This window comes from Paenibacillus foliorum, from assembly GCF_013141765.1.
Classification (GTDB): Bacteria; Bacillota; Bacilli; order Paenibacillales; family NBRC-103111; genus Paenibacillus_S; species Paenibacillus_S foliorum.
Map to the genome: position 1 here is coordinate 167,472 of NZ_WHOD01000087.1, position 13,715 is coordinate 181,186.

At 43.9% G+C, this 13,715-nt stretch carries 13 protein-coding genes; all 13 read left to right on the forward strand.

Going from position 1 to position 13,715, the window contains the following annotated elements; all coding sequences use genetic code 11:
• Nucleotides 1-135 precede the first annotated feature (135 nt).
• The 13 genes from GC093_RS23255 to GC093_RS23315 all read left to right on the forward strand — a co-directional run bounded on the left by GC093_RS23255 (nt 136) and on the right by GC093_RS23315 (nt 13,311).
• Nucleotides 136-1,284 carry a cysteine desulfurase family protein gene (locus tag GC093_RS23255; RefSeq protein WP_171654294.1) on the forward strand — a complete coding sequence of 383 codons (1,149 nt, stop codon included), beginning with the start codon at nt 136-138 and terminating at the stop codon, nt 1,282-1,284.
• A gap of 46 nt (nt 1,285-1,330) precedes the next feature.
• Nucleotides 1,331-1,852 carry a PRC-barrel domain-containing protein gene (locus GC093_RS23260; RefSeq protein ID WP_171654295.1) on the forward strand — a complete coding sequence of 174 codons (522 nt, stop codon included), beginning with the start codon at nt 1,331-1,333 and terminating at the stop codon, nt 1,850-1,852.
• Between the two features lie 9 nt (nt 1,853-1,861).
• The gene (locus tag GC093_RS36100; protein ID WP_028549805.1) at nt 1,862-2,059 is read left to right on the forward strand and encodes a YrzR-like zinc ribbon domain; all 198 of its coding nucleotides are present in this window, start codon (nt 1,862-1,864) and stop codon (nt 2,057-2,059) included.
• A 329-nt stretch (nt 2,060-2,388) separates the two neighbouring features.
• Nucleotides 2,389-3,459, forward strand: coding sequence for an AI-2E family transporter (locus tag GC093_RS23270; RefSeq protein ID WP_171654296.1), 1,071 nt, complete (start codon nt 2,389-2,391; stop codon nt 3,457-3,459).
• 208 nt (nt 3,460-3,667) lie between these two features.
• Complete coding sequence (locus GC093_RS23275; protein ID WP_171654297.1) at nt 3,668-4,948, forward strand: ArsB/NhaD family transporter; 1,281 nt, start codon at nt 3,668-3,670, stop codon at nt 4,946-4,948.
• A 752-nt stretch (nt 4,949-5,700) separates the two neighbouring features.
• Entirely contained in the window at nt 5,701-8,334 is a 2,634-nt protein-coding gene (gene alaS / locus GC093_RS23280; protein ID WP_171654298.1) for an alanine--tRNA ligase, read from the forward strand.
• A 100-nt stretch (nt 8,335-8,434) separates the two neighbouring features.
• Nucleotides 8,435-8,698, forward strand: coding sequence for an IreB family regulatory phosphoprotein (locus tag GC093_RS23285; RefSeq protein ID WP_171654299.1), 264 nt, complete (start codon nt 8,435-8,437; stop codon nt 8,696-8,698).
• Nucleotides 8,699-8,756: 58 nt separating this feature from the next.
• Nucleotides 8,757-9,176: a Holliday junction resolvase RuvX gene (gene ruvX, locus GC093_RS23290; protein ID WP_171654300.1), complete on the forward strand. Its 420-nt coding sequence runs from the start codon at nt 8,757-8,759 to the stop codon at nt 9,174-9,176.
• Nucleotides 9,177-9,181: 5 nt separating this feature from the next.
• Entirely contained in the window at nt 9,182-9,493 is a 312-nt protein-coding gene (locus tag GC093_RS23295; protein ID WP_171654301.1) for a DUF1292 domain-containing protein, read from the forward strand.
• A 103-nt stretch (nt 9,494-9,596) separates the two neighbouring features.
• On the forward strand, nt 9,597-9,902 hold the full coding sequence (locus GC093_RS23300) for a DUF1292 domain-containing protein (RefSeq protein ID WP_171654302.1): 306 nt from the start codon (nt 9,597-9,599) through the stop codon (nt 9,900-9,902).
• Nucleotides 9,903-9,985: 83 nt separating this feature from the next.
• The gene (gene mltG / locus GC093_RS23305; protein ID WP_171654303.1) at nt 9,986-11,050 is read left to right on the forward strand and encodes an endolytic transglycosylase MltG; all 1,065 of its coding nucleotides are present in this window, start codon (nt 9,986-9,988) and stop codon (nt 11,048-11,050) included.
• 18 nt (nt 11,051-11,068) lie between these two features.
• Nucleotides 11,069-12,004 (forward strand): peptidase U32 family protein, encoded by a 936-nt coding sequence (locus tag GC093_RS23310; RefSeq protein WP_171654304.1) that lies wholly within the window; start codon nt 11,069-11,071, stop codon nt 12,002-12,004.
• 20 nt (nt 12,005-12,024) lie between these two features.
• A complete protein-coding gene (locus tag GC093_RS23315) occupies nt 12,025-13,311 on the forward strand; it encodes a peptidase U32 family protein (RefSeq protein ID WP_171654305.1) in 1,287 nt (428 codons plus the stop codon).
• Nucleotides 13,312-13,715 lie beyond the last annotated feature (404 nt).

The window sequence follows — 13,715 nt, forward strand, 5'->3', positions numbered from 1 at the left end:
TTGAGATCACGAAGTGTCTCAGGGAGCTTATTCGAAATCGAATCTTGCATTCACCTTCGAAGTCCGTTGCTCATTTAGGTTTTGTTAACTTTTTGAACACGAAATTAAAGGAATCTTCATGAAGACGGAGTCGTTATGACAATTATTTATTTGGATTATGCAGCTACAACACCGGTTCTTCCTGAGGTAGTAGATGCGATGCTTCCTTACTTCACAGGTTTGTATGGGAATGCATCAAGTACACACAGCGCAGGAAGAGAAGCACGCGCTGCTATACATCAAGCTAGAGATAACATTGCCTCTTTTGTAGGCTGCGCACCCTCGCAGCTCGTTTTTACGAGCGGGGGCACGGAGAGCAATAACATGGCTCTCTTTGGTGCTGCGGCTGCTCAAGCAGGCAAGGGGAAGCATATTATTACCACACAAACCGAACATCATGCCGTACTTCATACAAGTGAACATTTGGAGAAGCTCGGGTATGAGGTTACTTATCTGCCAGTAGACACGACAGGCCGGATCCGGCTGGATGATTTGCAGCAAGCTCTACGTCCAGATACTATTTTAATCAGTATTATGTACGTAAATAATGAAGTTGGAACTATGCAGCCTCTGCAACAAATAGGAGAGCTTGCTAGATCTAAAGGAATCATTTTTCATGTAGACGCTGTGCAAGCCTTAGGACATATTCCGATTGACTTGAACCGGCTGCCGGTTGATTTAATGAGCTTTAGCGCTCATAAGCTTCATGGACCTAAAGGAATCGGAGCACTATATATAGCGAAGCATGCTAAGCTGGAGCCGTTTATGTATGGCGGCAATCAAGAGAGAAAACGCCGGGCCGGAACTGAAAATACCGCTGCAATTGCAGGATTTTCAAAAGCCGTAAAAATTATAGATAGCAACATGTATGAAATGCAACAAAAGATGGAAAAGCTACGTTTAGAAATGGTAACGAGGCTCGAGCAGCTGTTAGGAATTGAACAGTTTGTAATTAATGGTCATCCTGTCGAACGGCTTCCGCACATTTTAAATATTAGTTTTCCAGGAGTATCAACAGAATCCATGCTGATGAATTTGGATCTTGAAGGGATTGCTGCTGCAAGTGGCTCTGCCTGTACATCTGGCTCTTTAGAAGTATCGCATGTGCTGAAGGCTATGAAGCTCTCAGAAGAGGTTATGAAGTCAGCAGTACGCTTTAGCTTTGGCTTGGGAACTACATCCAAAGAGATCGAAATTACTGCTCATAAAATTGCAACCATCGTGAACCGTATCCGTAATAATTAGTAAGCTAATCACTAATTAATAGCTGCTGTTCTGGAGGAAGTCTTCATTGAAAAGAGCGCGTAATGTAATCGGATTGCCGATAATATGTGTGCAATCAGGCAAACAAGTAGGTATCGCGAAGGACCTTCTTATGGGTGATGAGTGGCATATTGAAGCAGTGCTTCTGGAAACCAAGCATTGGTTCTCCTCTACAAGCTGCATCCTGTGGAAAGATGTCATTTCTTTGGGTGAGGACGCTATTACAATTGATAATGAAGAGGCAATCAGCCGGTTGGATGAAAGTCTGGCTTATACTTCTATACTCAATGGCGACCGTAAAGTGACAGGGATGCCGGTACTAACGGTGAATGGCCAGCAATTGGGAGTCGTAGATGATGTTTATTTAGACCAAGATCTGGGTAATAATGTAATAGGATATGAATTGACCGAGGGTTTCATTTCTGATTGGAAGGAAGGGCGCAAGTGGTTGCCTTTGCCGGAATCCGTAACTTTGGGTGAGGACGCGATAATTGTACCCGTTCATTGTAATGAGTTATTAGAAGAAATCTTCATATCAAAAGAAGAATAGGGTGATTTTATGTTACGTTGTCCAAATTGTAACTCCAAAGACATTGGAAAAATTGGTTCCCATCAGTTTTATTGCTGGGGCTGCTTTATTGAATTAACCGTCAATGGAGAAAAGATGTCCGTCTATCAAGTAGAAGAAGATGGAACACTGAGTTCTCTAGACGATTTGTTTTTTGAGGAAGAAATGCCTCAAGTACATGCAAATTAATGGTTTACCGGATATTATAGACACTTAAATCGTATCAGCTCCCGAAACCTTACTTATAGGTAAACGGATGGAGCAGGATGCGATTTTTTTCTGTTTATAGATAATGTTCGATAAGTCTCTTTATGAACTTTCACTTTATTAGACGCTCTCGTAACCAAGCTGCGGCTCTTTATCAGTTTATTCTGAGAAGCTAAGGATATGCCTTTCGGGAATATGTGGCGAACGATTAAGACTCACTGGTTGTACATATACTGTAAGTAGAGATATTTGTTAGCAAACATGTGCTGGACTGACATCGTTGGTTAAGTGAGTTAGGTGGGTGATACAGATTGGATCGTTTTTTTAAAAATCAGCTATTTACCATCCTTGTTTATATTGTGTTAAGCCTATTGATTTTGTTTATGCTGCTGCAAATACGTCCCATGCTGTTATGTATTTATAAATTTCTGGCGGAAATACTGACACCGTTTATTATAGCTATGATTATTTCCTACTTGCTTAATCCAGTAGTATCGCTTTTAAATGCGCGCAAGGTTCCACGAACAGTAGCTGTGCTGCTCATTTATGCCGTTTTTATTTTGTCGGTAACGGTGGTGCTGATGAATATCATTCCCATCTTTATCCGGCAGCTAGGTGAGTTTAATGAGCATCTTCCGCAGCTGGCTGTAAAAGCTCAAAGTTTTGTAGACAATTTGAACAGTCTGCAGTTTTTGCCGGACAGTGTTCGTGTGGGAATTAATGAATCATTGGCTAAGCTGGAGAAAGGGGTTTCCGGAACTATTTCCAATTATATTGATGGCATCGGAAGTATGATCAACATGCTTTTCGTAGCGTTTATCATACCTTTCTTGGCTTTCTACATATTAAAAGATTTTCAATTAATTGAAAAGACGGTTCTGACGATCGTCCCCAAAGCCAAGCGTAAGCAAGTCATCAAGCTTCTTGTTGATATCGATACGGCACTGGGAAACTATATTCGAGGTCAGCTTTTAGTATGTATGATTATTGGATTACTCTCTTATGCAGGATATTGGTTGATTGGAATGCCGTATGCTTTGCTGCTGGCTTGTCTGGTTGCAATATTTAATATTATCCCATACCTGGGTCCCTTTTTCGGAGCAGCTCCTGCGATAATTTTGGCTTCTACAATTTCCTTGAAAATGGTGCTGATGGTCGCATTAGTTAATACCGTGTGCCAAATTCTTGAAGGGAACGTTATTTCGCCGCAGGTTGTAGGACGATCGCTCAAGATGCATCCCCTGCTTATTATTTTTGCATTACTTGTTGGAGGGGAATTTGCAGGTGTGGTGGGGTTAATTCTGGCCGTACCTTTTTTTGCGGTAATGAAGGTGATTCTTCAACATGTATTTATGTATTACATTCATCGTAGAACTACCTGATATGTAAAGGTTTCAGAAAAAATCCGAAAGTTATTGAAACTTTTGGATACAGCACATATAATTATGGAGGTGTTGTCACGAAACAGAATATATAATTTTTTTTGGAGGAGCCTGTCACCAAGGGCTCTTTTTGTGTTTTTCGGGATACTCCATAATCGAATCGTCCATGCTAACTCAAGGGTTCATATTGGAAAAGGGGAGAATTTTTTTGGAACAACAAGCGTGGCTTGCTATTGGTATCTTTCTAGTTATTTATGGTTTAATTATTTCCGAAAAAATTCACCGCACGATTGTCGCTATGATTGGCGGGCTATTAATGGTTGCCTTCGGGGTGGTCAGCCAGGAATCGGCTCTGCATCATATTGATTTTAACACGTTAGGTTTGCTTATCGGGATGATGATTATCGTAGGCATAACAGCGGAGACGGGAATATTCAAGTATGTGGCTATCTGGTCGGCCAAGAAGGTTGGGGGCCATCCGGTACGTATTCTTATAGTGCTCAGTATAGTTACTGCGGTTAGTTCAGCATTTCTCGACAATGTGACGACTGTGCTGCTGATGGCTCCGGTAACCTTCAGTATTACAAGACAGCTTCGGGTAACGCCGATACCTTTCTTAATCTCACAAATTATGGCTTCCAATATCGGTGGAACAGCGACCCTTATTGGCGACCCTCCGAATATAATGATTGGCAGTGCGGTTAAAGAGCTTACTTTCATGGCGTTTATCAACAACCTGAGCTTGATTTCATTTATTATTTTGCTGGCTACACTTCCTTTCTTCGTTCTGCTGTACCGCAAGCAAATTCAAACTACAGAAGAGCTTCGGCTCAGCGTTTTGGAATTGGATGAGAAAGTGGAAATTACGAACCCACTATTAATGAAAAAATGTCTGGCTGTGCTGGGGTTAACGATCTTCGGATTTTTTATTCACCAGCTGGTACATCTTGAATCAGCTACTGTAGCTTTGGCAGGCGCATTTTTATTGCTTCTTATAACGGGTGAGCACTATTTGGAGGAAGCCTTTCAAAAAGTGGAGTGGACTACGATTTTCTTCTTTATAGGCTTGTTCGTGCTTGTAGCAGGCTTGGTGGATACAGGGGTCATTGCTACCCTAGCTAAACATGCGATGAGTATTACAGGGGGCGATGTTGCGAAGTCCTCGATATTAATTCTTTGGTTGAGTGCTATAGCTTCAGCATTTCTGGATAATATTCCTTTCGTAGCAACTATGATTCCAATGATTCAAGAAATGGGAGCTATGGGAGTGGATAATTTGGAGCCGCTTTGGTGGAGCCTCGCCTTGGGTGCTTGCTTAGGAGGTAACGGAACATTGATTGGGGCGAGCGCTAATTTGATTGTTGCGGGTATTGCAGCACGAGAAGGACATCCGATTACTTTTATGAGCTTCTTGAAAGTCGCTTTTCCGCTGATGCTTATGTCAATTGTAATAGCGAACTTATATATTTATCTTAGATATCTATTGTAAGGATAGTTTGATTGAATCTACTCGCCTGTGGAAGGGGATGAATGGCTAATCCATTGCCCCTGAAGCAAGGCTCGGTTGACAATGCTAATGCCAAACGTATATAATTTCCTATAAGTATATTGTTTAAAACGTTGATGAAATCAAGTAAGCCATAGTCCATTATCCAGAGAATAGGTTTTAGATCCAGTTGTAACGAGGTCTAGCTGTGAGAACCTTATGAATGAAGGATGGCTGAAAGCTCATTTCGGAGTGCGGAACAAATCCGCCGGTTGGACTCGTTATTGTCTTATTGAAGGAGATTGTACAGGTAACACAGTGCCTAATACGCGCGGCTGTGCAGTAACCAGGGTGGTACCGCGATGAATTCGTCCCTGTTTGGAGGGGCGTTTTTTTGTTGTAAAAAGGGTGTTTTTGAAGCTTCGCCTGATACTGTGATGAGTGGGATTGATAAAAAAAGATTACAAAGAAACCTCCCCCTGCTTGTCAAGGGATGCCCCTTCGGCCGCTGTTGAAAATGGGATATCGTTTATTAGATTAGAAGGTAATATCCCATTTTCAAAGGCGGCACGTGAACTCTTCGGGGCATTCCCTTTGTAAAAAGTCACAAGCTTACAACCAATGACTTAGACCAACCAATCAAACAGAAACAGTAGCATCGGCGAAGCTCAAAAGTATGGGTGAGCTAGAGAGAATAAAAGAAAGAACTGAGAACCGAGATAAAAAGAGATCCAGATCCTAAGGAGGCCGGGGCAATGAAGGCAAGTGAAATCCGTGCAAAATGGTTAGCGTTTTTTGAAGAGAAGGGACATAAGATCGAGCCAAGTGCACCGTTGGTGCCGCACAATGATCCATCGTTGCTATGGATTAACGCTGGAATGGCGCCGTTAAAGCAATATTTTGATGGACGTGTAGTTCCAAGTAACCCGCGTATCGCAAACTCTCAGAAGTGCATTAGAACCAACGATATTGAGAATGTCGGGAAAACGCGTCGTCATCATACCTTTTTTGAGATGCTGGGTAATTTCTCGATAGGGGACTACTTTAAGGAAGAAGTTATTACATGGGCATGGGAATTTCTTACAAGTCCACAATGGATCGGGTTCGATCCAGAGCGTTTATCGGTCACTGTGTACCCTGAGGATACAGAAGCATTTGAGTTTTGGAACAAGAAAATCGGGCTGCCTGCTGAGCGTATTTATAAGCTGGAGGAAAATTTCTGGGACATCGGAGAAGGCCCTTGTGGACCGTGTACGGAAATTTTCTATGACCGCGGCGACGCATATGGCGACTTGAATGATCCGGAATGCTGGCCAGGCGGGGAGAATGAGCGTTTCTTAGAAGTATGGAACCTCGTGTTCTCCCAATTCAACCATAATAAAGATGGCAGTTATACTCCGCTTCCTAACAAAAATATTGATACTGGCGCGGGACTAGAGCGGTTTGCTTCGATATTGCAGAACGTTGACTCCAACTTCGACACGGATTTGTTCCAGCCGATTATTCAAAAGACAAGCGAATTAGCAGGGGTGAAATACCACGTAAATAACGAGCACGACGTAGCGTTGAAGGTAATCGCCGATCATGTTCGTACTGTGGCATTCTCTGTAGGCGACGGTGTACTTCCTTCCAACGAAGGCCGCGGGTATGTTATACGCCGATTGCTGCGCCGTGCGGTGCGTTATGGTAAAGTGATTGGTATGGATAAGCCATTCCTCTATTCTCTGACCCCGATCGTTGGCGAAATTATGGGTGTGTATTATCCAGAAGTGGTTGAGAAACGCGAGTTTATCGAGAAGGTGATTCGTACGGAGGAGGAACGCTTCCACGAAACTCTTTCTGATGGCTTGGCTATTTTGGCAGAAATGACTGAGAAAGCCCGCAAGGAAGGCAGCACTGAAATCAGTGGAGCCGATGCTTTTAAACTCTATGATACGTACGGATTTCCATTTGATTTAACAGAGGATTTTGCCTCCGAAAAAGGAATGACTGTTGACCGTGAAGGCTTCGATCGTTCCATGCAGGAGCAGCGTGACCGTGCAAGAGCAGCTCGCCAAGATTCCGAAAGCATGAAGGTGCAGGGTGGCCCACTTGCTGATTTAACGGTTAAAAGCGAATTTGTTGGTTATAATGAATTGGTAACTACTGCTAAAGTCATCGCGCTTGTTCATGAGAACCAATTCGTTGATTTAGTGGGTGTTGGTGAAACCTGCCAGGTTGTTCTAGACCGGACTCCTTTCTATTCAGAAAGCGGCGGTCAAGTTAGTGACCATGGTTATATTACGGCTGGTGAGCTTCGACTTAAAGTTGAGGATGTCTCCAAAGCGCCGCATGGACAACATGTGCACACAGTGGTTGTAGAATCAGGTGTATTGCGTAAAGACGACACGGTGCAGGCTTCAGTCAGCGCTGCGGTGCGTGACGATATTATCAAGAATCATACGGCGACGCATTTGCTTCATAAAGCCTTGAAAGAAGTGCTCGGCGAGCATGTTAACCAAGCAGGCTCTTTAGTAGCTCCGGAACGGCTGCGTTTTGACTTCTCGCATTTCGGAAGCATAACTACAGAAGAGCTGCGAGATATTGAGCAGCGTGTTAATCAACAGATATGGAAAAGTACACCGCTGAGTATCTCCTTAAAGCCGATTGCTGAGGCAAAAGCGATGGGAGCTATGGCCTTATTTGGTGAAAAATATGGCGATGTTGTCCGAGTTGTACAGGTTGGCGATTATAGCCTTGAGCTATGCGGCGGTTGTCATGTAAGCAACACGAGTCAAATCGGACTTTTCAAGCTGGTAAGTGAATCAGGTATTGGATCTGGCGTACGCCGTATTGAAGCAGTTACAGGACGCAATGCTTACCTGTACTTGGATCAACAGCTAGAGCTGCTTAACGACGCTGCTGCATTATTGAAGTCCAATATCCAGGATGTTCCCAAACGAATCGATTCGTTGTTTGCTCAAATGAAAGAGATTTCCCGCGAGAATGAATCTCTCAAAGTTAAGCTGGGTAAAATTGAAGCGGGCTCCTTATCGGATCAATTGAAGCATATCGATGGGGTTCCCGTGCTTATCGCTCAAGTAAACGCAGGAGACATGGAGTCGCTGCGCAGCATCGTTGATCAGATGAAGACGAAGCTTGGATCGGCTGTTATCGTGCTTGGGGCCGTTGCAGAGGATAAGGTTAACCTTGTAGCCGCTGTAACCTCGGATTGGGTAGCAAAAGGCTACCACGCTGGCAAACTGATTAAGGAGACAGCGGCCGTCGTAGGCGGCAGCGGCGGCGGACGTCCGGATATGGCGCAAGCGGGAGGCAAGGATGCTGCTAAGCTGCCGGAAGCGTTGAATCAAGCCGAACAATGGGTGGCTCAGCAGGTTGCTGTAAAATAAATTTGGTTTGTCAACAGGAATTATTCGACAAATCACGAATATAAGAAGATATCAGCTTTAATCATAGAGGTTTACACTTTTGTGTTAAGGGGGTGTTGGGATGAGTTCGATGGATAAGACGATGAAGTTTAATGTAAAAGCAGAAGAGATCGAAACATCACCCAAGGATGTCATGCTGACGGTATATGACGCTCTCCAGGAGAAGGGGTACAATCCGATCAATCAGATAGTTGGCTACCTGCTATCCGGAGATCCGGCTTATATTCCTCGTCACAACAATGCTAGAAGTATGATACGTAAGCGGGAGCGAGATGAGCTGATAGAAGAACTGGTTCGTTCCTATCTGCAGCAGCATAAATCATAAGTGATGCGGGGCGGGAGAGTGGATTTTTTCTTCCCGCCCCTTAGGAGTTTAAAGAACAATGAAACGATTGATGGGTTTGGATTATGGGGATAAAACGATTGGCATCGCGGTTAGCGATGAGTTAGGCTGGACTGCGCAAGGCCTTGAAGTGATCAGACGCACGACAGTTGAACGTGATCTTACGAGACTGCGTGAATTGATTGCTCAGTACAATGTAGGAGAACTGGTTGTCGGATTGCCAAAAAATATGAATAATACAATTGGTCCGCGTGGAGAAATTTGTATAGAATTTGCCCAGTCCTTGCAAGAAACACTAAGTATGCCCGTGCATTTATGGGATGAGCGGTTGACGACAGTATCTGCAACGCGTACACTTATAGAAGCGGATGTTAGTCGCAAGAAACGTAAGCTTGTTATCGACAAGATGGCAGCTGGACTCATTTTGCAAAACTATATGGATTCCAAAACGAAGAGGTGATTGGCATGTCCAAAGAGGAACAAGTGCAAGAGGAGCCGGAAATTATTTTTATCCCGGACGAGGAAGGTAATGAAGAAGAATTCGAAGTCATCATGAAATTCGAAGTCGACGGATCGGATAAGAAGTACATGATGGTTGTTCCGGTCGACGCCGATGAGGAATCCGATGAAGTGTATGCATTCCGTTACGAAGAAGACGGGGATGACCTGCAGCTGTACACGATTGACGACGAGGAAGAATGGAATATTGTTGAGGAAACCTTCAACACGCTGATGGATGAATTTTCTGAAGATGAAGAAGAAGAGAGCTCCAAGTAAGGAATGAATGGAGAGTCATTCATGTAAGTTTCGCCAATGCGAAACTCAGTGAAGGTTTACGAAGTAAGTTTCGCTAAGGCGAAACTCTTAGGAGGATCAGCTTTTGTACGAATTAAAGGATTTGAAGGAAACGAATCGGTTGCGCAGCGCATACGGAGATGATATTATTTTGTATGATGACCGTGATCAGTCCGTTGTATATAAACTTCTTTCTGAATTTCAGCTGGGCGACCAAATCTATGCAGCACTCCAGCAGGAGAACTCCAAGGATGGAGAGCCCGAAATTTACAAGGTAACCTTCGATGCAGAAGGGGAGCCGGAGCTGGAAACGATAGATGATGATGATGAATGGGAGAACGTCTCGGAATTGTATGATGAGATGACATTCTCGGATAATGATACAAAGTAGACTACAACTTGTTTTAAAAACGGGCGAGCGGAGACGATCCGCTCTTTTCGTTGTTTGAGCTCACGTAGTCGAAAGGAGTTCAGGTGGCTTCCGGAAAAAGGTTAGTAGTAAAGATCGGCTTCACACTCTTGATTATTGCGATAGTCGGTGTTATAGGTTTGGTGTTGTATGTTAAGGAACAGACACAGCCTATGCCGGCTTCGGAGCAAACGGTACGCATTGTGATTCCATCAGGCAGCGGATCCGCACAAATAGCCAAATTATTGGAGCAAAAGGGTATAATTCGCGATGCTCAGATGTTTTCTTACTATTTAAAATACAAGGAACAAGGGTCAAAATTTCAAGCTGGCGAGTATGAAATGACTCCAGGTATAAAGGTAGACGCTATTATTGATATGCTTAATTCAGGATTGGTTGTTAAGGAGCAAGGAATCAAGCTGACGGTGCCTGAAGGCTATACAGTTAGACAAATTGCCGATAAAGCCAGCCAGCAGTTTGGGACAGACCCAGCTTTATTTATAAAGACTGCCCAGGAATATACCGGCTTCACGGCCAAAGTATTTCAACAAATTCCTAACGATTCGAAGCTTCGAAACAAGCTGGAGGGTTATTTATTTCCTGAAACCTTCGAATGGAAAAAGGATATTAAGCCCGAGGAAATGATCGATAATATGATGCTGGAGCTGGATAAAAAGCTGGCAATGCTTCCTGATGACTGGCAGCAGACAATGGCTGCTCATGGGCAAAACTTTCATCAGATGATGACTATCGCCTCATTAATCGAAAGGGAAGTAGCTGTGGATGAAGAACGATTGCTTGTGAGCGGAGTCATCCATAACCGTCTAAAAAAAGGGATGTCCCTTCAAATTGACGCAACGGTTCAGTATATGTTTGATAAGCCCAAGGACCGATTGTATGAGAAGGATTTACAGCTAGAGAGTCCTTATAATACGTATCTTCATCCTGGCTTGCCACCTGGTCCGATTGCCAGTCCTAGTATAGCTTCAATAACAGCTGCGATTTATCCGGCGGACACTAAATATTTGTTTTATGTAACAAAAAAAGATGGCAGTAAGGCGCATTTATTTGCCGAAACGTACGAGCAGCATCAACAAAATATAACAGCCAGTAAAAAGAACAACGGATAGAGAGAGGAGAATTTCAGAATGAAAAAACCGGAGCTGTATATTTCGGCCGGTTCTACAATAGAGGCGCAGCGCTACATTGAAGCGGGGGCCGACGCTGTTGCAGTTGGGGAGCATCGATTCGGCATGAGGTTGCCAGGTAATGTTTCCCTGAAAGAGCTAGGCAGCTTAATCCCTTGGGCGCATGAGCGCGGTGCAAAGGTATATGTAGTCGTTAATAAGATCATGGATAATGAACTGCTGCAATCCTTACCCGATTATTTGCGGAGCGTACATGAGCTTGGAGCAGATGCGGTAGTATTCGGTGATCCTGCCGTGTTGATATCTATTCGCCAAGCAGCACCAGGGATGAAGCTGCATTGGAATGCAGAGATGACTTCAACCAATTCAGAGACTGCCAGCTATTGGGGCTCTAAAGGCGCAGTACGCGTTGTATTGGCCCGTGAGCTGAACATGGATGAAACACTCGATATTAAAAGTAAGCTGCCCTCAATGGAGGTTCAGGTTCAGGTACATGGGATTACAAATATTTATCACTCCAAACGCAGTCTGGTGACTAACTATGAAGCCCACCAGGGTCGCAGCAGCGGTCAGGAAGCCAGCAAGGGCCAGGAGGACGGCTTGTTTCTGATTGAGCAGGAGCGTAAGGATGAGCGATTCCCGGTGTATGAGGATGAGAATGGTACCCATATCATGAGCTCAGATGATGTTTGCATGCTGGAAAATCTCAACGAGCTTATTGATGGACAGATCGACAGCTTGAAGATTGAAGGTCTGCTGAAGAGTGTAGAATATAATGAGACGGTTGTCAAAAGCTATCGTCAAGCCATTAACTCCTATTTAGCTGATCCTCAGAATTATAAGTTTCAAGAGGAATGGCTCGATGCAATTAAGGAACTTCAGGATCCGCGGCGCGAGTTGTCATACGGATTCTTTTATAAAGAGCAAGTCTATTAAGTTCAAGAGGGGTGGAAACCATGACTTTGATCAATCAACAGCTATTAGGGAAACGCGTCCGTCTGGAGAAACCGGAACTGCTAGCTCCTGCTGGCAGCTTGGAGAAGCTTAAGTTTGCCGTTCACTATGGGGCTGATGCCGTTTATATTGGTGGGCAGCAGTATGGATTACGATCCAATGCCGATAATTTTACGTTTGACGAAATGCGTCAAGGGGTTGAATTTGCAAACCGCTATGGGGCTAAGGTATTCGTGGCTACTAATATTTTTGCGCATAACGAAGACATCGATGGATTGGAAGCTTATTTGAAGGGCATTCAAGACGCAGGTGTAGCTGCTATCATTGTAGCTGATCCGATAATTATAGAAACCTGTAAGAGAGTTGCGCCTAAGCTTGAAATCCATTTGAGCACGCAGCAATCGACGATGAATTGGCAAGCCGTGCAATTTTGGAAGGAAGAGGGAGCGGAGCGAGTTGTGCTGGCTCGTGAAGCAAGCATGCAGGAGATTGTCGATATTAAGGAAAATGTGAATGTAGAAATCGAAGTGTTCATTCACGGCGCTATGTGCAGCTCCTATTCGGGCCGCTGTGTGCTGTCGAACCATTTCACGGATAGAGACTCTAATCGCGGCGGATGCTCGCAGTCCTGCCGGTGGAAATATGATCTTTTTACTACGGAAGAGGATCAAAATCAGCAAATAGGCATAAAGGAACTGCCGTTGTTTAGTGAGAACGATGATGCCTTTTCGATGAGCTCTAAGGATTTATGTATGATTGAACATATTCCCGAGCTTATACGCTCAGGGGTAGACAGCTTTAAAATTGAAGGACGGATGAAGAGTGTCCACTATGTGGCAACTGTAGTTAATGCATACCGTCAAGCGATTGATGCCTATTTTGCTGACCCAGAAAACTATGTGATGAAGCCGGAATGGCAGTATGAGATACAGAAGGCTGCGAATCGCCCGCTCAACACAGGTTTCTTCTATGAGCATCCCGATCATGAGGATCACATTTTTGAGCCGGAGGACAAAGCAGCGCCTTTTGATTTTGTTGGAGTTGTGATGGCTTACGACGAAGTGAGCGGCATAGCTACTATCCAGCAGCGCAATCATTTCAAGCCGGGACAAGAAATCGAATTTTTCGGTCCTCAAGGTACGTTCTTTAAACAATCCGTTCCATCGATTCAAGATGAATCGGGTAATGAACTCGATGCGGCACGTCATCCGCTGCAATTGATTCAAATGAAAGTTGAACAACCCGTGAAGCCTTTTGATATGATGCGTAAAAAAATGACTAAGGCTTAAATCCATATATAAATTGTAAGGATCTCTTCTAGTTAAGAGGTTCTTTTTTTTGCCAAATTCATTGGCTAAAAAATGGTTGGAAATCCCGATGGGACGATGGACCCATAGACAAATATGTGGAAAAGGAATATTATCCAACGTGTCGAAAAGGTTTCAACTACATAGCGTTTTATTGCGAATTTGAGGCGGTGGAACTATTTATTTGGAATGAAAGCGATTTATTAAAAGGATTATGGCAAAGCATGTCGAATTAATACTTGGGAAACGAAGAAAGATTTAACAAACTAGCAACTATTTCAGACCAGGGTGGTGGTTCCTTTGAAGGGAATACTGTCTATACTTAAGCAATGGACAGCCAAGATCGGTAAACAGTTCACGACACAGACAGCAGCAAGCAGCACAGG